The sequence below is a fragment of the Bradyrhizobium sp. RP6 genome, assembly GCF_003837805.1.
In the GTDB taxonomy this organism is placed as follows: Bacteria; Pseudomonadota; Alphaproteobacteria; order Rhizobiales; family Xanthobacteraceae; genus Bradyrhizobium.
Window position 1 is genome coordinate 316,348 of the sequence record NZ_RQIT01000003.1, and the last position, 25,697, is coordinate 342,044.

Annotated in this window: 19 protein-coding genes and 1 pseudogene; 8 read left to right on the top strand and 12 right to left on the bottom strand. The window is 63.4% G+C overall.

All coding sequences use genetic code 11. The features are described 5' to 3' along the window. Window positions 1–34 precede the first annotated feature (34 nt). Both EHH60_RS10385 and EHH60_RS10390 read right to left on the bottom strand, forming a co-directional pair. Window positions 35–988 carry an ABC transporter permease gene (locus EHH60_RS10385; protein WP_124159364.1) on the bottom strand — a complete coding sequence of 318 codons (954 nt, stop codon included), beginning with the start codon at window positions 986–988 and terminating at the stop codon, window positions 35–37. Window positions 989–1,181: 193 nt separating this feature from the next. Further along, window positions 1,182–2,840 (bottom strand): ABC transporter substrate-binding protein, encoded by a 1,659-nt coding sequence (locus tag EHH60_RS10390; RefSeq protein WP_124159365.1) that lies wholly within the window; start codon window positions 2,838–2,840, stop codon window positions 1,182–1,184. 199 nt (window positions 2,841–3,039) lie between these two features. Between EHH60_RS10390 and EHH60_RS10395 the strand changes: the two genes are divergently transcribed. Beyond that, on the top strand, window positions 3,040–4,635 hold the full coding sequence (locus EHH60_RS10395; protein ID WP_124159366.1) for an ABC transporter substrate-binding protein: 1,596 nt from the start codon (window positions 3,040–3,042) through the stop codon (window positions 4,633–4,635). 266 nt (window positions 4,636–4,901) lie between these two features. Here EHH60_RS10395 and EHH60_RS10400 read toward each other — a convergent pair whose 3' ends face one another. The 3 genes and pseudogenes from EHH60_RS10400 to EHH60_RS38770 form a co-directional block, all read right to left on the bottom strand. Next, window positions 4,902–7,133, bottom strand: coding sequence for a CHASE2 domain-containing protein (locus tag EHH60_RS10400; protein WP_124159367.1), 2,232 nt, complete (start codon window positions 7,131–7,133; stop codon window positions 4,902–4,904). A 140-nt stretch (window positions 7,134–7,273) separates the two neighbouring features. Then, window positions 7,274–9,997 carry a VCBS domain-containing protein gene (locus EHH60_RS38765; protein ID WP_502697400.1) on the bottom strand — a complete coding sequence of 908 codons (2,724 nt, stop codon included), beginning with the start codon at window positions 9,995–9,997 and terminating at the stop codon, window positions 7,274–7,276. After that, a pseudogene (locus EHH60_RS38770) lies at window positions 9,977–11,740 on the bottom strand (FecR family protein); the annotation flags it as partial. The gene EHH60_RS38765 and the pseudogene EHH60_RS38770, both read right to left, overlap by 21 nt. Before the next feature lie 618 nt (window positions 11,741–12,358). On the opposite strand from EHH60_RS38770, the gene EHH60_RS10410 reads away from it, so the two are divergent. Then, the gene (locus tag EHH60_RS10410; RefSeq protein WP_124159368.1) at window positions 12,359–13,090 is read left to right on the top strand and encodes a transglutaminase-like cysteine peptidase; all 732 of its coding nucleotides are present in this window, start codon (window positions 12,359–12,361) and stop codon (window positions 13,088–13,090) included. A 217-nt stretch (window positions 13,091–13,307) separates the two neighbouring features. Here EHH60_RS10410 and EHH60_RS10415 read toward each other — a convergent pair whose 3' ends face one another. From EHH60_RS10415 to EHH60_RS10440, 6 genes are all read right to left on the bottom strand, one after another. Continuing rightward, window positions 13,308–14,507: an ABC transporter substrate-binding protein gene (locus EHH60_RS10415; RefSeq protein ID WP_124159369.1), complete on the bottom strand. Its 1,200-nt coding sequence runs from the start codon at window positions 14,505–14,507 to the stop codon at window positions 13,308–13,310. 140 nt (window positions 14,508–14,647) lie between these two features. After that, window positions 14,648–16,486, bottom strand: coding sequence for an AMP-dependent synthetase/ligase (locus EHH60_RS10420; RefSeq protein ID WP_124159370.1), 1,839 nt, complete (start codon window positions 16,484–16,486; stop codon window positions 14,648–14,650). A gap of 95 nt (window positions 16,487–16,581) precedes the next feature. Continuing rightward, on the bottom strand, window positions 16,582–17,370 hold the full coding sequence (locus EHH60_RS10425) for an ABC transporter ATP-binding protein (RefSeq protein WP_124159371.1): 789 nt from the start codon (window positions 17,368–17,370) through the stop codon (window positions 16,582–16,584). 4 nt (window positions 17,371–17,374) lie between these two features. Beyond that, window positions 17,375–18,133, bottom strand: a complete 759-nt coding sequence (locus EHH60_RS10430) for an ABC transporter ATP-binding protein (protein WP_124159372.1) — start codon at window positions 18,131–18,133, stop codon at window positions 17,375–17,377. Beyond that, window positions 18,130–19,281 (bottom strand): branched-chain amino acid ABC transporter permease, encoded by a 1,152-nt coding sequence (locus tag EHH60_RS10435; RefSeq protein WP_124159373.1) that lies wholly within the window; start codon window positions 19,279–19,281, stop codon window positions 18,130–18,132. The genes EHH60_RS10430 and EHH60_RS10435 overlap by 4 nt, the downstream gene beginning before the upstream one ends. 5 nt (window positions 19,282–19,286) lie before the next feature. Beyond that, window positions 19,287–20,162, bottom strand: a complete 876-nt coding sequence (locus tag EHH60_RS10440; protein ID WP_124159374.1) for a branched-chain amino acid ABC transporter permease — start codon at window positions 20,160–20,162, stop codon at window positions 19,287–19,289. Window positions 20,163–20,424: 262 nt separating this feature from the next. Here EHH60_RS10440 and EHH60_RS10445 point away from each other — a divergent pair, with 262 nt between their 5' ends. The 6 genes from EHH60_RS10445 to EHH60_RS10470 all read left to right on the top strand — a co-directional run bounded on the left by EHH60_RS10445 (window position 20,425) and on the right by EHH60_RS10470 (window position 24,883). Further along, on the top strand, window positions 20,425–21,174 hold the full coding sequence (locus EHH60_RS10445; RefSeq protein WP_199751393.1) for an ABC transporter ATP-binding protein: 750 nt from the start codon (window positions 20,425–20,427) through the stop codon (window positions 21,172–21,174). Continuing rightward, the gene (locus tag EHH60_RS10450) at window positions 21,171–22,697 is read left to right on the top strand and encodes a permease (RefSeq protein WP_124159375.1); all 1,527 of its coding nucleotides are present in this window, start codon (window positions 21,171–21,173) and stop codon (window positions 22,695–22,697) included. The genes EHH60_RS10445 and EHH60_RS10450 overlap by 4 nt, the downstream gene beginning before the upstream one ends. 68 nt (window positions 22,698–22,765) lie before the next feature. After that, on the top strand, window positions 22,766–23,020 hold the full coding sequence (locus EHH60_RS10455) for an AbrB/MazE/SpoVT family DNA-binding domain-containing protein (RefSeq protein ID WP_124159376.1): 255 nt from the start codon (window positions 22,766–22,768) through the stop codon (window positions 23,018–23,020). Continuing rightward, entirely contained in the window at window positions 23,017–23,421 is a 405-nt protein-coding gene (locus tag EHH60_RS10460) for a type II toxin-antitoxin system VapC family toxin (RefSeq protein WP_124159377.1), read from the top strand. Before EHH60_RS10455 ends, EHH60_RS10460 begins: the two co-directional genes overlap by 4 nt. 59 nt (window positions 23,422–23,480) lie before the next feature. After that, on the top strand, window positions 23,481–24,296 hold the full coding sequence (locus EHH60_RS10465) for an MBL fold metallo-hydrolase (RefSeq protein WP_124159378.1): 816 nt from the start codon (window positions 23,481–23,483) through the stop codon (window positions 24,294–24,296). A gap of 65 nt (window positions 24,297–24,361) precedes the next feature. Continuing rightward, window positions 24,362–24,883: a hypothetical protein gene (locus EHH60_RS10470; protein WP_199751394.1), complete on the top strand. Its 522-nt coding sequence runs from the start codon at window positions 24,362–24,364 to the stop codon at window positions 24,881–24,883. Between the two features lie 100 nt (window positions 24,884–24,983). Here the strand turns inward: EHH60_RS10470 and EHH60_RS10475 are convergent, their stop codons facing one another. Beyond that, the gene (locus EHH60_RS10475) at window positions 24,984–25,433 is read right to left on the bottom strand and encodes a cupin domain-containing protein (RefSeq protein WP_124159380.1); all 450 of its coding nucleotides are present in this window, start codon (window positions 25,431–25,433) and stop codon (window positions 24,984–24,986) included. Window positions 25,434–25,697 lie beyond the last annotated feature (264 nt).

A 25,697-nucleotide genomic window follows, 5' to 3' on the forward strand; every position in this document is an offset into this window, starting at 1 on the left:
GTACCTGTTGCGTGGTCACAGCTGGGCTCATCGGCTAGCCCCGCTTGATGCGCGGGTCGATCGCGGCTTGGGCGATGTCGACCAGCAGGTTGAGAAAGACGAAGAACAGCGCCAGGATCAGAATCGTGCCCTGCAGCAGCGGCAGGTCGCGCTGGAAGATCGCCGAGTTGAGCAGGAAGCCCGAGCCAGGCCAGGAGAACACGGTCTCGATCAGGATCGAGCCGCCGAGCATGTAGCCGAGCTGAAGCCCCATCACCGCAAGCGCGGTGGGCGCGGCGTTCTTGATGACGTGGCGGAACACGCCGCGCTCGTGCAGGCCCTTGGCCCGCAAGGCCTCGACGAAGTCCTGCGAGAGAATGTCACCGGTGAGCGCGCGCACGGTGCGCGTAACGATGCCCATGGGAATCACCGATGTCGTGATCGCCGGCAGCACCAGATATTTCAGGTGCGCCCAATCCCAGGCCCAGGAATTGGAGCCGCTGGGGCCAGCGCCGACTGCGGGCAGCCAGTTCAGCTGCACCGAGAAGATGATGACGAGCAGCATGCCGAGCCAGTAATGCGGCACCGAGACGCCGGCGATGGCAAAGGAGGTCGCGACCTTGTCGATCCAGGTCTCGCGGAAATAGCCGGCGATCAAACCGAGCAGGATGCCCATCGTGAAGCCGATGATGGCCGCGGCAATCGCGAGCGTCACGGTGTTGCCGACCGCGCGCATGACCTCGGCGAGCACCGGGCGTCCCGTCGCGATGGAATTGCCGAGATCGCCATGGAGGGCACGAAGCAGCCACAGGCCGAACTGCACCGGCAGCGGCCGGTCGAAGCCATAGGCGGCGCGGAGCTGCGCGGCGAGCTCCTGCGAGGCGTCGGCCGGCAGCACCGCGACGAGCGGATCGCCCGGCGTGATGTGCACAAGGAGAAAGCACACCAGCGCCACGCTGATGACGATGGGGACGACATAGACGATGCGTCGGGCGATATAGGCGAGCACGTTGTTTCTTTTCTTCCCTTCTCCCCTTGTGGGAGAAGGTGGCGCAAAGCGCCGGATGAGGGGTTCTAACCGCGGACGAAACTTTTCCAATCGAAGGGTCCGCATCCGCGGAGAGAGACCCCTCACCCGGCTTCGCTTCGCGAAGCCACCCTCTCCCGCAAGGGGAGAGGGTGCACCGAGCGTGTGGCGCGAGCTACTGTATCGACACCGGCGAGAAGTCGATGAACCAGCTCTTCGGCTGCACCACGCCTGTCACCTTCGGGCTCATCGCGCGCGGCCCGACGTCGTGGGCGACGTAGAGGAAAGCCGCGTCGTCGACGGAGGCCGCATGCAGTTCGGCGAGCGCGGCATCGCGTGCGGCGGGATCGAAGGTCTGCCGCGCCTTCTTCACCAGCTCGTCGAATTTGGGGTTGTTGATGAAGCCCCAATTGTTCGAGACCGGCGGCGCCATGCCCGATTGCAGGAAGCGCACCAGCGCGAAGAACGGGTCCATCGCCGCATAGGTGACGTTGGTCGCGTTCGAGCCGTTGGCGCTGGGATCCTTGGCGCCGCGGCGCCAGTTGGTGAACAGCGTATTCCACTCGATGACGTCGAGCTTCACGTCGAAATAGCATTCGGCCAGCGCCTGCTGGAGATACTCGTTCATCGCCAGCGGCTGCATCTGACCCGAGCCGGACGCAGATGTCTGCGTCTTCACCGTCAGCTTCTTGTTGGGGCCGAAGCCGGCCTCCTGCATCAGCTTCTGCGCAGCCGCCTTGTCGTATTTGATCTGGAAGGTAGGATTGCCGCGCCAGGGATGGCCAGGCTCGAAGGTGCCGGTCGCGGGCACCATCAGGCCGGCGAGCAGGCCGTCCCTGAGGCCTTCCCGATCGATGCAGAGGTTCGCCGCCTTGCGCACGCGGATGTCGTTCCAGGGCGAGCCCTCGATGCGCGAGAATTGCCACGGCCAGACGTGCGGCTGCTCGTTGGCGTAGAGCTTGAAGCCGCGCTGCTTCAATTCGGGGATCGTGTCCGGCGCCGGCGCCTCGACCCAATCGACCTGGCCGGAGAGCAGCGCCGCGGTGCGCGCATTCGCTTCCGGCATCGGCAGCAGCACCATCTTGTCGATCTTGGGGACGCGTGCCTTGTCCCAATAGTTCGCGTTCTTGACCAGCTCGAGCCGCTCGCGCGGCGTGAAGCTCGACATCTTCCACGGGCCGGTGCCCGAGGCGTCCTTGGCGAACGCGGTCCAGGCGGCCTGCGACTTCGCCTTGGCATCGGCGCCCTCGGCCTTGTCGTAGAAGGCCTGCCACTTCGCCGGGCTCGCCATGAACAGGTTGGTGAGGTTGATCGGCAGGAAGCTGTCGGGCTCCTTGGTGGTGAGCTCGACCGTCATGTCGTCGATCTTCTTCGCGGAGGCCAGCGTCGGCATGCGCGAGGCGGTGACGCCGACCTGGCTGGCGTCGAATTGCGGCGCGTCCTGCTTCAGCACCTTTTCGACGTTCCACACGACAGCATCGGCGTTGAACGGCGAGCCGTCATGGAACGTGACGCCGGGACGCAGCTTGAAGACCCACTTGGTCTTGTCGGCATCGTCGACCTTCCACTCGGTGGCAAGGCCGGGGATCACCACGCTCGCCTTGTCGGCAGAGGACAGGTCCCAGCCGGTCAGCGCGTCGTACATGGTGAGGCCGGTGAAGCGATTGCCTTCAAAGCCCTGATCGGGCTGACCCAGGGTGCGCGGAATATCGGCAGCGGTCATGCCGATGCGCAGCACGGTCTCGGCGCTGGCTGCGCGCGGCGATGCGGCCACGCTGCCGAGCGCCAACAGCGCGATCAGCGCCGCGCGGGTCTTGTTCGTCTTGATAAGCATCGCCTCAATCCTTTTCCGGCTTTCGATGATTAATTTTGATGCACCCGTATGCAATGGCTATGCCAAGGAGAAACTTATTCTGCAAATTGCCCTCAGGACGACAAGTACTTGTGATGACGCACCGAAGGAATCCGCGCGCTGCCTATTCTGGCATCAAGATTGCAAGTTCGGGCCCAGACCCTCCCTGGAGCTTTGATCCATGCGTATTCGTCTGTCGACCTGTCTCGCCGTGCTTGCGTTGACAGTTTCCGCAATCTCGGCGCGCGCCGAAACGGTGGTGCGTTACGGCATCTCGATGGCGGACATCCCGCTGACGACAGGCCAGCCCGATCGCGGCGCCGGCGCTTACCAATTCACGGCCTACACGATCTACGATCCCCTGGTCGCCTGGGAAATGGATGTCGCCGATCGCCCCGGCAAGCTGGTGCCGGGCCTCGCCACCGAATGGAAAGTCGACGATGCCGACAAGACCAAGTGGCGCTTTACGCTTCGCAAGGGCGTGAAGTTTCACGACGGCAGCGCGTTCAACGCCGATGCGGTGATCTGGAATCTGGACAAGGTGCTCAACGACAAGGCGCCGCAATTCGACAAGCGGCAGAGCGCACAGGTGAAGACCCGCCTGCCCTCCGTCGCGAGCTACGCCAAGGTCGACGACTTTACCGTGGAGATCACCACCAAGACGGTCGATTCCTTCTTCCCGTATCAGATGCTGTGGTTCCTGGTGTCGAGCCCGGCGCAGTATGAAAAGCTCGGCAAGGATTGGGACAAGTTCGCCAGCCAGCCCTCGGGCACCGGCCCTTTCAAATTGACCAAGCTGGTGCCGCGCGAGCTCGCCGAGCTGACCAAGAACCCTGACTACTGGAACAAGAAGCGTATCCCCAAGGTCGACAAGATCGTGCTGGTGCCGATGCCGGAAGCGTTGACGCGCACCAATGCGTTGCTTGCCGGCCAGGTCGACCTGATCGAGACGCCAGCGCCGGATGCCGTGCCGCAGCTGAAAGCGGCCGGCATGAAGCTCGTCGACAACGTCACGCCGCATGTCTGGAATTATCATCTCAGCGTGCTGCCCGGCTCGCCCTGGACCGACATCCGTCTGCGCAAGGCGCTCAACCTTGCGATCGATCGCGAGGCGGTGGTCGGCCTGATGAACGGCCTCGCCAAGCCGGCCAAAGGCCAGGTCGATCCGTCGAGCCCATGGTTCGGCAAACCGACCTTCGAGCTGAAATATGATCTCGCAGCAGCCAAGAAGCTGGTCGAGGAGGCCGGCTACTCCAAGGCCAAGCCGCTGAAGACCACCTTTATCATCGCGCAGGGCGGCACCGGACAGATGCTGTCGCTGCCGATGAACGAATTCCTGCAGCAGAGCTTCAAGGAGATCGGCATCGACATCGATTTCAAGGTCGTCGAGCTCGAGACCCTTTATACGCATTGGCGCAAGGGGGCGGCCGACGAGATGAACGCCGGCATCACCGCCAACAACATCGCCTATGTCACCTCGGACCCGCTCTATGCCATCGTCCGCTTCTTCCATTCCGGGCAGATCGCGCCTGTCGGCGTCAACTGGGGCGGCTACAAGAACCCGAAGGTGGATGCGCTGATCGACGAGGCCAAGCAGACCTTCGATGCCACCAAACAGGACGAGCTGCTGGCGCAGGCGCATGCGCTGATCGTGGACGATGCCGCACTGGTCTGGGTCGTCCACGACACCAACCCGCACGCGCTGTCGCCAAAGATCAAGCAATTCGTCCAGGCGCAGCACTGGTTCCAGGATCTGACGACGATCGGAGTGGAGTGACGGGAGCGGAGACAGCTGTCCCTGCCTAGGCAACGCGCAAGCGCGCCCGCCGCTTCGGACCAATGCGAGGAGAGATGGTGGGCACGGCGCTGACGCGCCTCTGCCCACCCTACGGAAGCGGATGTTTGGCGCACACAGGCGCATCAAACTCGTCATTGCGAGCGCAGCGAAGCAATCCAGTAATGCATCCGCGGAGACATTCTGGATTGCTTCGCTGCGCTCGCAATGACTGAGCGTGAGGCACCGGAGATGCCTCGATCGCACCGCTACTTCGTCAGCAGCGCATAGGCCCCGGTCCAGCCCTCGGGCGGCGGATTGAGCTGGAAATCCTTGATCCTTGCTTCGTAGAGCCGGAACAGCTTCTCCAGCGTGTCGGCGTCTTCGCTGCGGCGGCCGCGCTCGATCGCATCCAGCGCGCCCTGCCAGTCGCGGCTGCGGTAGCAGCCGAGCATCTCGATGGTGATGTTGCGCAGGCGCTGGAACGCGCCCGAATGCATCACGTCCTCGCGACCCGCGATGGCATAGATGACTTCCGGCTCGGTCTTGCCCTTGACCATGATGAAGTCGAGCTCCAGAATCGCGAACTTATCCTTGGCCGCGAGCGCGGTCCTGGATCCCACGATGATCGGGAAGCCGTATTCCTTGGTCTGCCCTTCCAGCCGCGACGCCAGGTTCACGCTGTCGCCAAGCACCGAATAGTTCTTCTTCAGGTCGGAGCCCATGTTGCCGACCACACCGATACCGGTGTTGAGGCCGATGCCGACATTGAGCGGAATGTAGACGTGGCCGCCATCCGCGGCTTCCTGCTCGCGCTCCTTGTTGACCATGTCGATCCGCTCCAGCATCTGAATCGCAGCCTCGCAGGCATTGAGCTCGTGCTCGGCATCGTCGAGCGGCGCGTTCCAGAACGCCATGATGGCGTCGCCCATGTACTTGTCGATGTAGCCCTTGCGCTCGATGATGACGTCGGTCAGCGGCGTCAGGAAGCGGTTCATCAGCGCGATTAGCCCTTGCGGATCCTGCTTGTAGCTCTCGGAGATCGTGGTGAAGCCGCGCACGTCGGAGAACATGATCGTCATCTCGCGCTCCTCGCCGCCGAGCACGAGCTTTTCCGGCGACTGCGCCAGCTGCTCGACCAGCACCGGCGACATGTATTGCGCGAACATGCCGCGGATCTGCACGCGCTGGCGCTGCTCGCGCACGAAGCTGGCGAAGATCAGCGTCAGATAGATCGCCGTGGTCGAGAGCAGCGGATAGGTGAAGTCGATGAGATAGCGGTACTGCGCGTAGAAGAACCAGGACGTGCCGACCAGGATCGCGGCGAACATCGCACCGGCGAGCACGAGGCGCACGGGACCGAGATTTGGCGTGAAGATGATGACGAGCAGGCCGATGATGAGCGCGGCGAGCAACTCGACTCCGAGCGCGTAGTTCGGCTGCGAGATCACCGCGCCGCTCAGCAGGCTCTCGAGTACCTGGGCGTGGATCTCGACACCCGGCATGGTCGAGGATACCGGCGTGGTCTTGATGTCGTTGAGCCCGACCGCGGAGGTGCCGACCAGCACCAGCTTGCCGGCGAGCCTGGCGGGCGGCACGGTGTTGTCGAGGACGTCGGCCGCCGAGACGTAGATCGAAGGATCCTGGCGCGCATAGTGCACCCAGAGCTGACCGTTCTTATCGGTCGGAATCTCGACGCCCTTCAGGCGAATGGCCCGCACGCCGGTCTTGTCGGTCCGGATCAGCAGCGTCGGCGTGCCCGTGGCGACGCGCAGGATCTCGAGGCTGAGCGAGGGCATGATGTGGCCCTGGGCACGCATCACCATCGGCACGCGGCGGATCAGGCCGTCGCGTTCGGTCTTGATGGTGAACAGGCCGCGGCCGGCGGCGACCTTCTCGATGACGGGCACGTTGCGGAGCAGGCCAGGGAATTCGAACAGGAAGCGCTCGGCGCCCTCCTCGCCGACCGTCGCGATGCCGGTGAAAGGCAGCGACTTGTCGATCTCGGACGAGATCGCCCGCTGCCCGGTCTCGCCCAGCACCACGCGCGAGCGCTTGATCGCTTGGGCGAGGATCTGGTCGTTGGTCGGCAGCTCGCGCAGCTTGGCGCGGGTGCTATCGTCGAGATAGCGCATCTGGTCCGCGACCAGGTCCGGATTGAGCCGGTCGGGCTCAGAGAACACCACGTCGAAGCCGATCGCCACCGCGCCGTTCTGGGTGAGGTTCTGGATCAGGTCGGCGATCCGCGTGCGCGGCCACGGCCACTGGCCAAGCCTGGCGAGGCTCTTGTCGTCGACATCGACGATGGTGACCGGCCGCGCCGTCTTGTGGCGCGGATCGATCAGCTGGAACATGTCGAAGGTGCGCAGCCGCAATTCCTGGATCGGCGGCGGATCCCAGAGGCGAACGCCGGCAAACAGAACCAGCAGCGCAAGGCACATCAGCCGCGCAAAGCCGAACTTCCGCGCAAACCACCGCCGCAGGATCTTGAGACGTTTCATTTCGACCGGACTTCCTGCCCCGCTTCAGGTCTGATCTTGGATTGCCATGACGCAGATGGCGAACTACTCGGCGACAGAGGATAGGGATTTTCTGTCGCGATCAAAGCGGAATAAAGGGCCGCGTGCCCGGACGGAAGTCTCTAACCTACATGAAGGATGAAGTCGCTGGCGTGGAGATCACCGGCGACAGTGTTCTTCAGGAGGACCTTGTCGTTGCCATCGAGCGTGAGCAAAGTGTCGGTGCCCTGCTGCTCCGCGAGCTGGGAAACCTGTGTCCACGACGTGATACTCGTGAACAGCCGTAAATCTATCTTGTCGAGGCCGATTTCGAAGTCGTTCACGGTGTGCTGAACCGCGGTCTGCGACGACGTCGGCGCGAACACGAACTGGTCCTTGGCGCCGCCGCCAATCAGCGTGTCGCTCGAGTTCGTTGCGAAAATGACGTCCTTGCCGTCGGCGCCGGCCAGAGTGATATCCTGGCTGCTCGCTCCCTTGACGAAGATGAAGTTGACCGTGTCGGAGTGGCCGGCCGAGTCGGCAACGGTCAGCGTGATCTGGTCGGTCGCGGGGGGCTGCGGGTAATCGTCGGTGCTGGCGCCTGTCGGGTCGTAGGTGACACCGGCGCCGCTGGCGAGGCCGGTGTTGATCTGATCGAGCGAGCCCGTGATCGGATAAACACTGACGCTGCTGACGTCCGGATGCGCAGTCGACAGCGTGACTGTGAAAGTGTCCGCCGCTGCGCCTGGATCGGTGTCGATGACGACAAGATCGCTGATGATGTCGTTGCTGTTCTCGGCGATGTGCTCGACCTGGAAGCTCTCGGTGTCGATGACCGGGCCGCCGGCGGGAGCGGTCACTTCCGTGCCAATGGTGGTGATATCCTGCGAGACTGGAGTTTTGCCGCCGGTGCCGGTAACCGAAAGATCAATCGTCGCCATCGACGGATCAGTCGTGATGGCGCCCGTATAGGTGTCGTCGAGTGCGTGGACTCCCAGCGTGCCCGGCGTCCCGGAGAAGCCATTGGCTGGCACGAACCGGATCAGCGTATCGGGGCTCAGCACCAGCGCGGTCGTGTCGCTGACCGATCCGATATCGACCCATTGATGCGTACCGGCCAGCGCGTACTGCCAGGTGCCCTGCGCCGCGGTGGCCGCATCCGACGTCACGGCGATGGCCTTGAAGGCCGCGCCGGTATCGGCGTCCTGGAACTTGTTCGCAAAGAGATCGGCGATCGCAGCTCCACTCGGGTCGCTCTCGTTACCGGCGATCGCAGCCAGCGTGGCGTTGCCGAGTGTCGGCGCGTCGTTCACGCCGTTGATCGTGACCGTCACGTCCTGAGAGACCTGGGCGCCATGATCGTCGGTGAAGGTGACGGTGTAGACCTGGGTGATGGTCTGGCCCTGCGCCAGCGACTGCAGCACCGCATTGCTATTGTCGAGCGTGAAATGCCAGCCCAGCGTCGCGCCGACGTTGGTGTCGGTATTGAACTCGTCAACTGCGCAGTCGATCGAGAAGGTGCCGAGCGGCGTGCCTGTGGCGAAGCCCGGAAGCTGAACGCTCGACGTGGATGATTTGAAGACGGCATCCGCCGTATGGGTATCGATCAGGTCGAGATCCTGAATCGCCAGCGTACCACAGATCGACAACGTCGAACTGGCATCCTCGGTCACCGCTCCAGTGGCATCTGCGGCGCTGCTGGTGACGGTCGGCGCGTCGTTGACGCCGTTGATCGTGACGGTGACGTCCTGCGTGACCATGCCACCGTGATGGTCGTCGATCGTGACGGTGTAGACTTGGGTGATGGTCTGGCCCTGCGCCAGCGACTGCAGCACCGCATTGCTGTTGTCGAGCGTGAAATGCCAGCCCAGCGTCGCGCCGTTGTCGGTGTCGGTGTTGGATTCGTACACCGACGGATCAATCGTGAAGCAGCCGAGCGGCGTGCCGTCGTCGAAGCCCGGCAGATGTACGCTCGACGTCGAAGACTTGAACACGGCCTGCGCGGCATGAGTGTCGATCAGGTCGAGATCCTGGATCGCCAGTGTGCCGCAGATCGAGAGTGTCGGGCCCGCGTCCTCGATGACACAGCCCTTCGCCGCGTCTTCATGGCTCGTGATGGTCGGGGCATCGTTGGTCCCCGTGATGGTGACCGTGACATCTTTGGTGACCGTCCCACCGTGATGGTCGTCGACCGTAACGGTGTAAACCTGCGTGACAGTCTGGCCTTCGGCCAGCGACTGCAACACCGGGTCGTTATTGTCGATCGTAAGTGTCCAGCCGACCGATCCTCGCGAGCTGACGCCGGGACTCTCGCTCACCGACGTTAGCGCGAACGTGCCGATATGCGAGGTGCCATCGCTGAATCCAGGCAGGTGCGCGCTCGACGTCGTCGACTTCAGCTCGAAGCTTGCGGTGTGGGTATCCGTGAGATCGGGATCGTTGAACGTGATGGTACCGTTGGCCACGAGCGTGACCGCCGCATCGTCCTCGGTTACCGCGCCGGTCGGGGTCGTGTCGTCCTCGATGATCGTCGGCACGTCGTTGGTGCCCTCGACATTGACGTCGGCACCATTGATGGAAACCGTGAGCGGCGTGCTGACGATGCCGCCGTGCCCGTCATCGACCTGCACCACGTAATTGAGGATCAGCTTCTCGTCCTCGGCAAGGAAGTCGAAGAGATGGTCGGGAACGCTGTAGGTCCAGGTAGCCGAGCCGTTGTTGCCGTTCCCTGCACCCTGCACCACCGTCAGCGGCACCTTGACGGCTGCAATCGCGGCGAGTTGCTGCGGCGTCAGCGTGGCGGTGATGTCGTTGCCTTCCGCATCGAGATATTTAAACGGCTGAGTGGACGAGAGCTCAGCGCTCACGATCGGCCGGTCCGTCAGATCGACGTCGGTGAAGGTGACCGTGCCGGTGATGACGTCCAGAGCCTCGTTACCGGTCCCGACCTGCTCGATGACGCTGCCACCCGACGTCGCAACGGTAGGCTTGTCGTTCGTACCCGTGATCGTGATGGTGATCGGGATGAACCTGGACTCGGGGTTCACCACGAAATTGGTGTCGACGCGCACCATATAGGTCAGCGTCAGGGTTTCATCGGCGGCGAGGAAGTCGAAGACCTTGTCGGGGATCGTGTAGGTCCAGACCGCCGAGCCGTTGTTCTCGTTGGCGGGGTCGGCAACGACGCTGATCTGGATCTGCGTCGCCGCGATGCCCTGCCTCTGGAGCTCGGTGAGCGAGCCGGTGACGTCCTGCTGACCGGCGCTCTTGTAGACGTAGTTCGGCGCTTCGGCGAGGCTCACCGACACCGTCGGCCGGTCGCCGAGGTTCTGATCGACGAATCTGATCAGGCCGGTGATCGTGTCGGCATGCGTGTCGCCCGTTGTGCCTGCGCGCTCAGTCAGCGCGAAGGCCGTCTTTACGTTGCCCCCGGCGTCGAAGCTTTGCACGATCGGCTGGCCGGGAACACGGGTGGCCTGCTGCGTCGAATTGCCGGGTGCGTCGCGTCCCTGCGGACTGAGATTGACGAATGTCGCGACTGCGACGGAGCCGGCTCCCGACTTGAACACCACGTCCAGGCTGATCGGGGTGATCGTGTCGGTGAAATTCGTGGTCAGCTTGGTGTTGGTGTTGTTGTCGGTGAATTTCAGCGTGAACACGTCCGTGATCAGCTTCTGCACCTCCGGCGACATCAGCGCGTTGGTGATGGAGACGTTGCCGCCGCTGATCTGGATCATCTGGCCGGCCTGGTTCACCGTCGCGATCGGCAGCAGCGTGACCTTGTCGAACAGGATGTAGGAGCCGGTCGTCCCGTTCGGCTCGACCAGCACCTGGAAGCTCGCCTGCGGCTGCGGATCCCCGCCGCCGGCGGGAACGACGAAGTTGATCTGGGTCAGCACCGCCGTGCCGCGGATGCCCATGGTGGCGACCGGCGTGTCGACCTTCATGTCGCCATGCTTGGCGGTTTCGCCGGCGACGAAGGTGATGGTGCCCGCAACCAGGCTGAGCAGCGAGGAGTTGCTCGACCCGTTGGGGTCGTAGACCATCTCGTTCAGCACCATCCGCGCATTGGAGGACAGGCCGAACACGGTGCCGTCGATGAAGGTGATACCGAGCGTCGAATCGGCGCCGGTCGAGACCACGTCGCCCTTCTCGACATTGTCGCCGTTGTTCAGGATGACCGAGACACCGTTGCGAATAGCGGTCGCACTGCCGGAGAGTTTGGTGACGTGACCGATGACCTGGGCCGCAGCGGCGCCGGGTGCGGCCTGGGCGACCTGGACATGGCCGGTGAGAGCGTTGACGACGTCGCCGGTGAGGTGGGCGCCGTCGGGCGAGGCGACCGCGGCGCGCTTGTCGCCCCTGAAATAATCGTGAACCACGAACTCCCGCCCTTCGTGGGACAGCACGAGATCGAGGCCGGCGCGCTTGAACTCGCCGTTGAAGATCAGGTTGGGATCGGGAACAACGAACGCGCCATCAGGCACATGGCCATGCGCCTTTGCGATGAAGGACTTGGCCGCAAAGGAACCGGCATGGACATAGCCAGGTGAACCGGAACCCTGGCCGTCCAAAGACGTCGCGGCGTCAAACTTGCCAGCGTAATTCAACCGGGCACCGTAAAAGGGTTAAAATTTAAGTAAGTATCAGCTACCTAAGCTTGCTTAGCATTACCAAGTCCTTAGCGAAACCACCTATTGCTTGTGTGATATCGCGTCACTTGGCCAAAAGAGCTGCCGCAGGCCGGTGCTTCCCCAGAGGAGCGGAAGTCGTCTTTCAAGCATTCCGAAGTCGAAAGAAGCTTAGATACCCGCATTCCCGGTCACCCCAAGTCGTTCAAAGTAAAAACGGCAAGACAGATACTCGTGTTGTCTTTTCCGAGTGATACCCTGCAGCATCCTGCGGCAAAGACGGAACTAAATCTGTGACCTAACTAACAGAACCCGTGAAATAGCGGCTGTTAGCCATAGAGAACAAATCAGCGGCGACCGCAACTTATGCCTGCAACCGGCTCCGTTTCGCGGCAACGAGGCCGTCCTAGCCTTCGAATCGTAAAATTTTACGCAATTTGGGCAGGCCTGTTTCAGCCTGTCACCCAGTTTTGACGCCCCTGCCGGGCGCGTTAAGCAGACCAAAACGGCGCGCCTCGCACTATCTCCGGGAAAGCAACGACGCCCGGCACGTCGAGATCGAGAGGGATCTCGGGAAGCCTGGCAAGGGGATGTCAGATGGAGACCGCCGCTCGCTCGCGCGCCTGGCGCGCAATCCTGATCTTGTGCGGCTTGATCCTGCTCGGATCGGCCGCCGAGCTTCGCGCCGGCACGCTGCTGTCGCCGGGCGCCGGCGTCCTCGTGCGCAAATCCGCCGAGCCGTTCGGCGTGTTCACCTTCGCCATCTCATCCGGCGGCCTCCAGCACAAATGGTCGACGCTGAAGCACGAGCTCGACGGCGACATGGTGCAGCTCGCGCTTTGCGACGGCGACCGGGATAATTGCGTTTCGCCCGCGGCCCTGAAGCTGCTCGCCATCGTCGACCAGGCCCGCGCCCGTGACGGCCGTGCGCGCCTCGGCGAGACCAACCGCGCCGTCAATCTCGCCATCCACGCCGCCAATGACGGCACCGACGACGTCTGGAGCTCGCCGCTTGCGACCTTCGCGCGTGGCGCCGGCGATTGCGAGGACTATGCCATCGCCAAGCTCGCCGCGCTGCGGCTGGCGGGCGTTCCTCCCGAAGACCTTCGCATCCTCGTGGTGCGCGACATCCGCGCCGGCGAGGAGCACGCGATTGCTGCTGCACGGCTCGACGGCCACTGGCTGATGCTCGACAATCGCCGCATGGCGATGGTCGAGGACGACGCGACGCGGAGCTATCAGCCGCTGTTCGTGCTCCACCAGTCGGCGGTGATGAAGTATGTCGACGAGCCGGTGCAGGTTTCGGTGGCGGTCGCCGAGACGCGCTGACTGCTCGAAGCTTTCGACACAAGTCAGTCGGCCCGCAATTGCCTAAAGCGCGATGAGATCCGGATGAATCGTCACCGCGCTTTGGATTGTTGCTTGAGCATGATTCTTCAGGAAAACCGCTGCGCACTTTTGCGCATCATGCTCTAGACGCGAACCCCGGCACCGCCGGGCTAGGTGGCTGCTTTCACCCCTAAAGGCGAGGGTGAAAGCGAACCGATCAAAACATCAGATTGTCCTTCACCAGCACCCAGCGGCCACCCTTGACCTGTTGCACCTGGGTGACGGTGTTGGCGAGGTGGTCGGTCTTGGAGAACTTGGTCGGCGGCGAGTTGAAGATGTCGAGGAATTTCTCGCCCGACTCGAGCGAGTCCAGCATCTTCTGGCCCGTCAGATCCTTGCCCGCCTTGTTCGCGTAGAACGCAAACGTCATCATCGCGTTGTAGCCGATGATCGCCTGCGTGTTGGCGTCCGCGCCAAACATCTTCTTGTAGTTGACGAGCCAATCCTTCACCTTGCCCTTGGCGGTGTCCTCATAGGGAATCTCGAAGCCGCTGGCGGCATAGAGACCCTCGACGGCTTCCTTGCCCAGCGCCGGGACCTCCATCACGTTGGTGGGGGTGGCACCGAGGAAGGTGACGTCCCAGCCGAGCTTCTTGGCTTCGGACATCGCCCCTATGGTCTCGCGGAGCACGGTGCCGAGCACGACGAGGTCGCAGCCGTCGGACTTCATCTTGGCGATCTGCGCGCTGAAATCGGAGGCGCCGCGCTTGTAGCTCGTGATCGAAGCCGGCTGCGCCTTCATGGCGGTGAGCTGCTGATTGAAGCCGTCGAGCACGTTCTTACCGTACTCGTCGTCCTGATGCATGATGCAGGGCTTCTTGAAGCCCTTCCATTCCATCATGTATTTCAGCGCGGCCCGCGTGCTCTCGACGTATGGCAGCAGATTGTTGAACTTCAATCGTTCCTGCGGCTTGGCCGGATCGAACTTGAACGTGAACTCGGCCGCGGTCAGCGGGAAGAGCTGCAGGACGCCGGCATCGAAGAGGATGTCCTGCGCGGCGAGCACCGTCGGCGATCCCATCGGTCCGACCATCGCGAATATCTTGTCGCGCTCTATCAGTTTTTGCGAAGCCAGCACGGCCTTTTTCGGGTCATAGCCGCTGTCCTCGACGACCAGCCGAATCTTGCGGCCGTTGATCCCGCCGGACGCATTGATCTCCTCGGTTGCCATCTTCATGCCGTTTGCGACCGGGACGCCCCAGCCCTTGATCGGACCCGACAGGTCCTGGTGCGTGCCGATGACGATCTCGGTCGCCGAGATGCCTTCGTTGGTGACCTTGGTTTGCGCTGCGGCCGGCAGACAGGTGAGCACCACGGCGCCCACAGCAAGGCCGAATGCGCTGAACGATTTCGACATTGACGTCTCCTCTCCTAAAGGCCCGTGTTGGACGAAGGGCGGGGGCCACGGCTCCTTCGCTTTCTCGAATGGGACGTTTCCTTTTTGCGCATGCCCTTCTCGGAAAACCGGTTCCCACTTTTCCGGGTCATGCGCATGCGTCACGCCACCGCGCGCTCGCGATACATCGCTTCGATCTCGGCAGCGTAGCGTTTGTTCACGAAGCCGCGCTTCAGCTTCATGGTCGGCGTCAGCTCCTCGTCCTCCGGTGTGAGCTGGCGTTCGATCAGATAGAACCTCTTGATGGTCTCGACACGGGCAAAATTGCCGTTGACTTGTTCGATCTCGCGCCAGATCAGGTCCTGGATTTCCCTCGCCCGGCACAGGCTTGCGTAGTTGGTGAAGGGGATGTCGTGATCCTGGGCGAACTTCTCGACGTTCTCCTGGTCGATCATCACGAGGCAGGTGAGATACGGCCGCTTGTCGCCGATCACCACGGCGTCGGAAATGTAGGGCGAGAACTTGAGCTGGTTCTCGATCTCGGAGGGCGTGATGTTCTTGCCGCCGGAGGTGATGATGATGTCCTTCATCCGGTCGGTGATGCGGACGAAGCCCTCATTGTCGATGGTGCCGACGTCGCCGGTGTGCAGCCAGCCGCGGGAATCGATCGTCTCCGCGGTCTTCTCCGGCTGGTTCAGATAGCCCATGAACAGGAATTCGCCCTTGATCAGGATCTCGCCGTCAGGCGACAGCGCGACCTCGCCCCAGGGCACCGCGGTGCCGACCGAGCCGAGCTTGATCCTTTCCGCCGGCATCATGGTGGCGACGCCGCAATTTTCGGTCTGGCCGTAGACCTCGTGCACGTCGATGCCGAGCGCCAGATACCAGCGGATCAGTTCCGGCGCGATCGGCGCCGCGCCGGTGAACGCGATGCGGCAGCGGTCGAGCCCGATCATGCGGCGAATGTTGCGGAACGCGACCTGGTAGGCGATGCGGTTGGCAAGACGCAGCGACAGCGGCGGCGCCCTGCCCTCGAGCCGGCAATCGACCATGCGATAGCCGATGCCGATCGCGCGCCGATAGACCCATTGCTGCAGCGGCGTCGCATCCTTCAGCGCGATGGTGATGGCGGAATAGAACTTTTCCCAGATGCGCGGCACCGCGAGGAAGACGGTCGGCTGCACCTCGCGCAAATTGTCCGGCACGGTTTCCGGGCTCTCGGCGAAATTCATCACCGAGCCGAGCGCGACCGAGATGTAGTAGCCGCCGATGCGTTCGGCGACATGGCAGAGCGGCAGGAAGATCAGCCGGTCTTCGTCCTCCCGCGCCGGGATGAAATCGTTGGCGTGCCGCATCTGGTGCGTGACGCTGCGGTTCGCGTGCATCGCGCCCTTGGGCGGACCGGTCGTGCCGGACGTATAGACGAGGATCGCGAGATCGCCGGCGCCGCGGCTGTCGATCATCTCCTGCCACAGCGCTTCGCGGCCGACCATGTGGTTGCGGCCGAGCGCGCGAAACTCGTCGATCGACATCACCATGTCGTCGGAGAAGCCGCTAAGGCCTTCCATGTCGAAAATGATGATCTTCTGCAGGGACGGGCAACGTGCGCGGCAGGCGAGGATCTTGTCGAGCTGCTCCTCGTCCTCGGCGAAGATCACCTTGGTGCGGGAATCGTTGACGAGATACTCGACCTGGGACGAGGAATCGGTCGGATAGATTCCGGAGGAGACGCCGCCGGCACACAGGATGCCCATGTCGGCGTGGACCCATTCCGGAACCGCGTTGGCGACGATGGAGGCGACTTCGCCCGGCATGAATCCGATCGCACGGAGCGCGTAGGCAATCTCCTTCGAGATTTCCAGCCATTCGCGCCAGCTCGTCGGTTGCCAGATGCCGAATTTCTTCTCGCGGATCGCCGGGCTGTCGCCCCGCGTCTCGGCGGCCCGCAAGAAGCTCTTCGCGATCGTGTCAGCGACCGTCAGCACCGCCGGTCGGGCCATGCGCCTCTCCTCCCTCCTTGTCGCCGGCCTCCGCTGCCTGCCTTGCCGGCGGTCTATGTTGCGGATGGCAAGCTCATCTTACTGCCAGCTCTTCCTCACCGCCACGTCTTCTTCTTTTTCCAGCGCCGCTCGCCTCGCGCGCCCGCTTCCTTGGCGCCAAGGTAGAACTCCTGGATGTCCTGGGAATGCATCAAGCGGTCGCAGCTGTCGTTCATTACGATACGGCCGATCTCCAGCACATAGCCGTAATGTGCGGTCTCCAGCGCCACCTTGGCGTTCTGCTCGACCAACAGGATCGACATGCCCTGCTCCTCGTTGACGCGGCGGATGATGGTGAAGATCTCCTTCACCAGTAGCGGCGACAGGCCGAGCGAGGGCTCGTCGAGCAGGAGCAGCGTCGGCCGGTTCATCAGCGCACGCCCGATCGCGAGCATCTGCTGCTCGCCGCCCGAGAGCTGGCCGGCCGGCTGGTTGATGCGCTCCTTCAGGCGCGGGAAATAGCCGTAGACGCGCTCCAGATCCTCCGCCACGCCGTCCCTGTCCTTGCGCGGATAGGCGCCCATCATCAGGTTTTCGCGCACGGAAAGGAACGGGAACACTTCGCGCCCTTCCGGCACGTGGCTGAGGCCGAGACGCACGATCCGGTCGGCTTCCATGCGCTGGATCGGCCTGCCCAGAAATTCGATCGTCCCCTTCTGCGGGTCGAGGATGCCTGAGATGGTCTTCAGCACCGTGGTCTTGCCGGCGCCGTTGGCGCCCAGCAACGTGACGATCCGGCCGCGCGGCACCTCCAGCGAGATGCCGCGGATCGCCATGATCGGCCCGTAATAGCTCTCGATGTTCGAGAGCTTCAGGATGGTCTCGGGCGTCGCGGTCGCGTCCATTGCGTCAGGCTCCCAGATACGCAGCGACGACGTCGGGGTGCTGCTGCACCTCGGCCGGCGAGCCCATCGCCAGCACCCGTCCGTAGTTCAGCGCGATGACGCGGTCGGAGACGCGGTTGACCAGCGACATGTCGTGTTCGACCATCAGCACGGTGACGCCGAGCTCGTTCTTCAGGTCGCGGATCCAGAACGACATGTCGTCGGTCTCCTCGACATTGAGACCGGAGGACGGCTCGTCGAGCAGGATCAGCTTCGGCTCCGAGCACAACGCCCGCGCCAGCTCGATGACCTTGCGCACGCCGTAGGGCAGGCCCGAGATCAGCTTGTCGCGATAGGGTTCGAGATCGAGGAACTCGATGACCTGCTCGACCCGGCGTCGATGCACCTTCTCGTTGGCCCGCACGCTCGGCAGGAACAGCAGCTCCTGCCAGAGCTGCGTCGTCGAGTGCCGGTGGCGGCCAACCAGGAGGTTCGACAGCACGGTCGCGTTCTCGAACAGCTCGATGTTCTGGAAGGTGCGCGCAATGCCGAGCTTGGCGATGTCGTAGGGCGGCTCCTCGGTGATGTCCTGGTCCTCGAAGAAGATGCGGCCCGAGGTCGGCCGGTAGATCCGCGAGATCAGGTTGAAGATCGAGCTCTTGCCTGCGCCGTTAGGCCCGATGATCGAGAGGATCTCGCCCTTCTCGACCGCGAACGAGACCGCGTCGACCGCCTTGAGGCCGCCGAAATGCAGCGACAGGTTCTCGGCGCGAAAATAGCTCATCGGTTGCGCTCCGACTTCACGTAGATCTTCTGCCGCTTGAAGGTGGCGCGCTTGTAGAGCGGGAACAGCTGGAAGAAGAGCTTGATCTTGAGCCAGCGGCCGTAGAGCCCGAGGGGCTCGAACAGCACGAACAACACGATGATGATGCCGTAGATCGCGCCTTTCAGGCCGTTGAGCGATGCGAAAGCCGCGACGCTCGACTGGATGCTTCCCGCGGTGGCCGGGCTAGCGCCGAAGGTCGCGGCGATGCCGGCGATGATGCCGGGCATGTCGTCCTTGAGATAGGTGAGGAACGGGTCGATCATCACGATGAAGATCGCGCCCAGCACCGCACCATGCAGGCTGAAGGTGCCGCCGATCAGGATCACGATGATGAACTCGATCGAGAGCTGCAGCGTGAACATCTCCGGCGAGATGAAGGAGAGCTTGTGCGCGAACAGAACGCCGGCAAAACCGGTGATCGCCGCCGAAATGGCAAAGGACTTCACCTTGTAGAGCGCGACATTGACGCCCATGCTGCGCGCCGCCGTTTCGCTGTCGCGGATCGCGACAAAGGCACGGCCGGTCGGCGAGCGCAGCAGGTTTAGCGTGCCGACGATGGTCAGCACCAGCACGGCAAGACAGAGGTAATAGAAGGTCGGACTGTCGCGCGGCACGGTGACGCCGAGCAGCGACAGCGTCTTGACCCGCATGCCCTCGTTGCCATGCGTGACGCTCTCCCAGCGCGCCAGGATCTCCTCGACGATCAGGGCAAAGGAGATGGTGGCGATGACGAGATAAATGCCGGTGAGCCGCAGGGCAGGAAAGCCGACCATCGCGCCGATGATGCCGGTCAAGAGTCCGGCGGCGAGGAAGTAGACCGGGAACGGCACGTTGTATGTCTGCAAATAGGCCGCGGTGTAGGCCCCGATCGCGAGGAACGCAGCGTGCCCGAGCGAAGCCTGGCCGGTGAAGCCGGTCAGGATCAAGAGCGCCACGCCGACGATTGCATAGATGCAGACGAAGACGAGCTGGCTCATCAGATAGCTGGAGAGCACATAGGGCGCGATCAGCAGCAGCGCGAGCAGGATGCCGTAGGAGACGACGTAGCCCGAATGCGGGAACAGCTTGATGTCGTCTTCGTAGTCGGTCTTGAACAGGAAGCGCATGGCGTTCAGACCTTCTTGCGGACGTGGAGGCCGAACAAGCCTTCGGGCTTCAAGAGCAACACGGTCAGCAGCACGACATAGGGCGCGACGTCCTTCCAGCCTTCGGGCAGGTAGAAGCCGGCCATGCTCTCGATCACGCCGATCAGGACGCCGCCGACCACGGCGCCCGGGATCGAGCCGAAGCCGCCGAGCACGGCGGCAGGAAACGCCTTGAGGCCGAGCACGAGACCGACATTCGAGTGGATGAAGGTGATGGGCGCCAGCAGCACGCCGGCGCAGGTCGCGACCGCCGCGCTGATCGCCCAGACGACCGACACCACGCGCTTGACCGGAATGCCCATATAGTAGGCTGCGAGCATGTTCTCGGAGCTGGCGCGCATCGCGGTGCCAAGCGTGGTCTTGTTGAAGAACAGCCACAGCAGCGTGCACAGGATCATCGTCGCCGCGATCACCGAGAGCTTGTCGTAGGCGAGCACCAGCGAGCCCATCCGCAGCACGCCCTGGCTGAACGGCGTCTCGATCTTCAGGTCGTCGGTGCCCCAGATCATGCCGGCGACCGAGCGCAGGAAATAGCCCAGCCCAATCGTTGCCATGATGATCGAGAACTGCGGATAGCCGAGGATCGGCCGCACCACGACGCGCTCCGCCACCATGCCGAACAGAGCCATCGCCGCCACCGCACCGGCAAAGCCGATCCAGTAGTTCAGGCCCATCATGCCGATGAAGGTGAAGGCGAAGAAGCCGCCCAGCATCATCAGGTCGCCCTGGGCGAAGTTGACGACCTCGGTGGCCTTGTAGACGAGCACAAAGCCGAGCGCGATCAGGCCGTAGACGCAGCCGAGCGCAACACCGCTGACCAGCTGCTGAACAAAATCCAGCATCGACGCGCGTCCTCCCGATGCAGCCGGCGGTTCTTCCTGACCGCCTCGCCGCATCTTGTGTCCAGTCGCTACGCAGTCGTTTCGCTGCGTTAGCGCCATTTGTCCCGGCGCCAATTCAGCCTGAACGCCCGCGCGCTGTCAACAAACGGTGACTTGCCTTTGGTCGATCCCGGATGAGGAATTTGCGTCAAAACGATTCACCGTGCCGAAATATCTTCGGGGCATGGTCTCGGGGCATGCAGAACCGGATGGTGTGGCCATCATGAAGCCGGACAACTCGGCGCTGGAAGTCCGAGGGTTAACGAAGCGTTTTGACCGTCCGGCGGTCGACAGCCTCGATCTTACCATTCATGCCGGCGAATTCTATGCGCTGGTCGGCCCCAACGGCGCCGGCAAGACCACGACGTTGCGCATGGTTGCGGGCCTGCTGCGCCCCGATGCCGGCGCGGTCTCGATCTTCGGCATCGATGCGCTGCAAAACCCGGTTGCCGCCAAGCAGGTAATGGCTTGGGTCTCCGACGAGCCCATGATCTACGACAAGCTGACCCCGCTCGAATATCTCGAGTTCGTCGCCGGGCTCTGGGGCATCGCCCCATCGGCCTCGGAACCGGCGGCGCAAGAGCTGCTCTTCTCGCTCGGGCTCGAGGCGCACAGGCACGAGCGCTGCGAGGGCTTTTCCAAGGGCATGCGCCAGAAGGTCGCTCTCGCAGGGGCACTGGTGCACGATCCCCGCCTCATCATTCTCGATGAGCCGCTGACGGGGCTCGATGCCGTCTCCGCACGCCACGTGAAGGGCCTGCTCAGCGAACGCGTCCGCACCGGCTGCACCGTCATCATGACCACGCATATTCTCGAGGTCGCCGAGCGCATGGCCGACCGCATCGGCGTGATCGCGTCCGGGCGCCTGGTCGCCGAAGGTACGCTCACCGAGCTGCGTCAGCAGAACGGTCATGCCGACACCAGCCTGGAGGATCTCTTCATCGCGCTGGTGACGCTTCAGGCCGCAGCATGAACTCGGCGACGGCGCTGTCGTGGTTTGCCCGCCACGAGCTGCGGCTCGCCTGGCGCGAATGGTTCGCCATGATGACCGGCGGGCGGCGCAAGCGGGCGCGCGCTACCCTCATCGGCCTGCTCTGCTTCGCCGCGCTGCTGCACCTGCCGGCCTGGGCGGTGATCGGCCGTTTCGCCGACCTGCAGCTGCCGCTCGACAAGTCCTCGCTGATCGTGATTTCGGCGACGATCTTTTTCGCCTGGACCTTGATGCTGTCGCAGGCAATCGAATCGGTGACGCGGGTGTTCTACGCCCGCGCCGATCTCGGCCTGATCATGTCCTCGCCGGCGCGGCTCGCCAATCTGTTCTCGGTCCGCATCGCCGCCATCGCGCTGACCGTCACCGTGCTCGCGCTGCTGTTCTCGACACCGTTCATCGACGTGCTGGTGATCGGCGGCGGCGCGCGCTGGCTTGCCGCCTTCGGCGTCGTCGTTGCGATGGGCCTGTCGGCCGCGGCGATCGCGATCGCCGTCACCATTCTCTTGTTCCGCCTGATCGGCCCGGCGCGAACGCGCCTGATCGCCCAGATTCTCGCCGCGATCATCGGCGCGGGCTTTGTGATCGCGGTCCAGGTCGCGGCCATCATGTCCTACGGCACGCTGTCGCGCTTCACCATTCTGACCTCGGGGAGCCTTGCCGCCTACGCGCCCGAAATCGACAGCATCTGGTGGTGGCCGGCGCGGGCAACGATGGGCGACCATGAGGCCCTGCTGCTGCTTCTCGCGCTGGCTCTCGTGCTGCTCGGCGGCGTGATGGCGATCTTCTCGCACCGCTTCGCCGACACCGCGATCGATGCGGCGGCGCATGGCGCATCCGGCCGCGTCCGCACCAGAAAGCGCCCGTTCCGCGGCGGTTCGCGCCAGCAGGCGCTGCGACGGAAGGAGTTCATGCTGCTCTGGCGCGATCCCTGGCTGATCTCGCAGACTCTGATGCAGCTGCTTTATCTGGTGCCGCCGGCCTTGCTGCTCTGGCGCAACTTTGCCGACAGCTCCGCGGCGCTGACGCTGATCACGCCTGTCATCGTGATGGCGGCCGGACAGCTGGCCGGCGGGCTGGCCTGGCTGACGATCTCGGGCGAGGACGCCCCTGACCTCGTCGCCACAGCGCCGCTGATGTCATCCAGCGTCATCCGCGCCAAGATCGAGGTGGTGCTGATCGCAATCGCCGTGATCTTCAGCCCTCTGGTCGCGGCGCTGGCCTTCGCCTCGCCGTTCCAGGCGGCCATCAGCGCCGGCGCGATCGTCATCGCCGCGGCCTCGGCGACGGCGATCCAGCTCTGGTTCCGGGTGCAGGCCCGGCGCAGCCAATTCCGCCGCCGCCAGACCTCGTCGCGGCTGGCGACCTTCGCCGAGGCCTTCTCCTCGATCGGCTGGGCGGCGAGCGCGGCCCTGCTGCTCGCCCTGCCCTTCGCCGGCCTCATCAGCGGCCTGATTACCGCGGGCCTCGTCGCGATCACTTGGAAGTTCAGCCCGAGACGAGAGTGAGGCGGAAATGGCTCCCCTTGAAAGTAAGGCTAAATTGCCTTACTAACTGACCTAACAAGGAGACGCGGATGAGCACGCTGACCGTCACCGCGAAGGGGCAGGTTACGCTCCGCAAGGACCTCCTGGAGCACCTTGGCGTGCATCCGGGCGACAAGATCTCGATCGAGAAACTCCCCGGAGGACGGGTCGAGGTGAAAGCCGCGCGACCCGCCGGGAAGATCTCGGATGCCTTCGGTTTCCTGAAAGGAAAGACCAACAATCGATCGCTGTCGATCGAGGAAATGAACGAGGTCATCGCCGAGGGCTGGGCCGGCAAGCGGTGAAGATAACACCCGACACCAATGTCCTGGTGCGAATTTTGGTCCGCGATCATGCTGAACAGAGCAAAGTGGCCGAAGCCCTTCTCGAGAAGGCCGACCTCATCGCCATTTCGATCCCCGCATTATGTGAACTGACCTGGGTTCTCTCTCGCGGCTACGAGACGTCGGCTGCCGACATCGCGGCTTCGATCCGGCACTTGATCGGTGCTTCCAATACGGTCGTAGACCGGCCCGCGGCCGAAGCCGGATTGGCGTTCCTCGACGCCGGAGGTGATTTCGCTGATGGCGTCATCGCCCACGAAGGCAACTGGCTTGGAGCCGAGACCTTCGTCTCCTTCGACAACAGGGCCGTGAAACTGATCGAGGCGAGCGGCGGATTGGCGCGATTGGCCGGCGGCACATGACGCCAGGACCATTCGTCGCTACACTCGAAATGTCGGTGATGAGTGGCGGACGGTGCTTCATGTCTCGATTGGTGCTGACGGCTATTGCCTTCCTCGGATGGTTGATGGCTCCTGCGCTGGCCCAGCAGCCGCTTCAACGCAGCGAATGCCTCGCGATGGCGAACGCGGCTCCCCGCGCGCTGCCGGTCGCGTTCCAGCGGGCCGCAGCAGCGAGCGAGGTCGAGATCACCTATGCCGGCCATTCCACTTATTTCATCGACACGCCCGCCGGCCTGCGCATCGCGACCGACTATAGCGGCGCATACCAGGTGGGACGATTGCCCGACGTCGTCACCATGAACCGGGCGCACAGCACGCACTATTCCTTGTATCCCGACAAGCGCATTCCCCATGTGCTGCATGGGTGGAGCGATGACGGCAAGCCGGCGATCGTGTCGCAGCGCATCAGCGACACCTTCATCCGCAATGTCACGACCGACATCCGCCGCTATTTCGCCGACGATGCCGGCAGCGACATGATCCGCGACGGCAATTCCATCTTCATCTTCGAGGCCGCCGGCCTCTGCATCGGCCATCTCGGCCACCTCCACCACAAGCTGGACGACAGCCATTTCGCCCAGATCGGACGGCTCGACATCGTGATGGTGCCGATCGACGGCACCTACACCATGTCATTGGACGGCATCTCCGAAATCACCAAGCGGCTGCGCGCCTCGGTGGTGCTGCCGATGCACCGCTTCGCCACCCCGCTCGACGACTTCATGCGCCGGATCGGCCAGCAGTTCGAGATCGACCGGCGCATAGAGCGCTCGTTCCGGATGTCGCGCGATGCGCTGCCGCCGAAGCCGACCGTGATCATCCTCGACGGGGTCTGAGGCGCAATTTTCTCCAAGCCGACTGTCGACCTTTGGTGCTGATCTCCTCGCGACAGGAGATCGACATGACCGACTTTGCGAGATTGTTGCAGGCGGACGGACCGAATCCCGAGCACGCAGCGGCGCTTCAGCTTTACGGCCGCTTCGTCGGCGACTGGGATGCCGAGATCACGGCCCATGGGCCAGGCGGAACGAAACACGTGGCGCCCGGCGAGATCCATTTTGGCTGGGTTCTGGAAGGGCGCGCCGTGCAGGACGTCTGGATCATCCCCCGCGCTGCAGACGGGGCCGCCTTCCCGATCGCCGGAAACTGGTACGGCACGACGCTGCGCGTCTATGACCCCGCCATTTCCGCGTGGCGGATCTCCTGGTTCGATCCCGCGCGCTGCGTGTTCCGCCAGCAGATCGGCCGTCCGCGCGGCAAGGACATCGTGCAGGAAGGCACCACCGAAGCCGGCGAGCTGACGCGCTGGAGCTTCACCGGGATCAGCCAGGACTCCTTCCATTGGCTCGGCGAGGCCAAGTCCGCAGCAGCACGGGATTGGCGGTTAATGGTGGAGGTCAAAGCACGACGGCGCAGGCCATGAGCTGGCCATGATATCGAAACGAGAAGAGGGGCCGGGATGTTGATCCCGCCCGCTCTTCGTCGTGGCCGCTGGGAAGCGTCCTTGAAGCGCTATGTCCGCTTTAGCCGGCACCCATCAGCGAGGCCGGACGGCGCTCGCCGGTGGAGACGAACATCTTCTTCAGCTTGTTGACGACGCGGATCAGGAAGCCGATCATCACCGGATTGGTCTTGCGGCAGAACGCGATCTTCTTGACGTGCCCTTCGACGTGCCATTTGGCATGCGCGCCGTCGCGGAAGAAGATGACATCGCCGGGCCCGTAGCGCTTGGGCGGCATGCCGTCGCTTTCGAGCACGATCGATCCTTCCATGATCATGATCGTCTCGTCGATGTCGTAGTACCAGTTGAAGCGTCCTTCGGTGCAGTGCCAGATGATGGTCTGGGCGGTGCCGTCGGCGCTGGTCGACAGGACGCGGGAGCTTGATACCGGATTGCCCTCGATGATCCAGGACGGCTCGATCGGCCGCAGCTCGAGGTCCACATTGAAATTGCCGACTTCAATCAATGACATCTGCTTCCTCGGGAAATGATATTTGCGGCCGAATCTCGGCCGGGAGTGTCTCGAAAGATGCTCGGACGCTAGTCGCCCGTTTCTAATTCTTTCTTACATCGATTTCGAAAATCTACCGGAAGCGACAGGTGCAAACGGTTAACGTCGCAATTCCCTTGCAAATCCGCGAACATGACCCGGTCCTTCCCGGGTGCGACAAAGCGCGCAACGGCACTGGGACGAAGTCCGGCAACGCCGTTGCGGCCGATGCACCGGCCGCGGCGG

Coding starts and splice junctions, on each gene's coding strand:
- EHH60_RS10390 (WP_124159365.1), bottom strand. CDS start 2,840: ATGCTTATCAAGACGAACAAGACCCGCGCGGCGCTGATCGCGCTGTTG.
- EHH60_RS10395 (WP_124159366.1), top strand. CDS start 3,040: ATGCGTATTCGTCTGTCGACCTGTCTCGCCGTGCTTGCGTTGACAGTT.
- EHH60_RS10400 (WP_124159367.1), bottom strand. CDS start 7,133: ATGAAACGTCTCAAGATCCTGCGGCGGTGGTTTGCGCGGAAGTTCGGC.
- EHH60_RS10410 (WP_124159368.1), top strand. CDS start 12,359: ATGGAGACCGCCGCTCGCTCGCGCGCCTGGCGCGCAATCCTGATCTTG.
- EHH60_RS10415 (WP_124159369.1), bottom strand. CDS start 14,507: ATGTCGAAATCGTTCAGCGCATTCGGCCTTGCTGTGGGCGCCGTGGTG.
- EHH60_RS10420 (WP_124159370.1), bottom strand. CDS start 16,486: ATGGCCCGACCGGCGGTGCTGACGGTCGCTGACACGATCGCGAAGAGC.
- EHH60_RS10425 (WP_124159371.1), bottom strand. CDS start 17,370: ATGGACGCGACCGCGACGCCCGAGACCATCCTGAAGCTCTCGAACATC.
- EHH60_RS10430 (WP_124159372.1), bottom strand. CDS start 18,133: ATGAGCTATTTTCGCGCCGAGAACCTGTCGCTGCATTTCGGCGGCCTC.
- EHH60_RS10435 (WP_124159373.1), bottom strand. CDS start 19,281: ATGCGCTTCCTGTTCAAGACCGACTACGAAGACGACATCAAGCTGTTC.
- EHH60_RS10440 (WP_124159374.1), bottom strand. CDS start 20,162: ATGCTGGATTTTGTTCAGCAGCTGGTCAGCGGTGTTGCGCTCGGCTGC.
- EHH60_RS10445 (WP_199751393.1), top strand. CDS start 20,425: ATGAAGCCGGACAACTCGGCGCTGGAAGTCCGAGGGTTAACGAAGCGT.
- EHH60_RS10450 (WP_124159375.1), top strand. CDS start 21,171: ATGAACTCGGCGACGGCGCTGTCGTGGTTTGCCCGCCACGAGCTGCGG.
- EHH60_RS10455 (WP_124159376.1), top strand. CDS start 22,766: ATGAGCACGCTGACCGTCACCGCGAAGGGGCAGGTTACGCTCCGCAAG.
- EHH60_RS10465 (WP_124159378.1), top strand. CDS start 23,481: ATGTCTCGATTGGTGCTGACGGCTATTGCCTTCCTCGGATGGTTGATG.
- EHH60_RS10470 (WP_199751394.1), top strand. CDS start 24,362: ATGACCGACTTTGCGAGATTGTTGCAGGCGGACGGACCGAATCCCGAG.
- EHH60_RS10475 (WP_124159380.1), bottom strand. CDS start 25,433: ATGTCATTGATTGAAGTCGGCAATTTCAATGTGGACCTCGAGCTGCGG.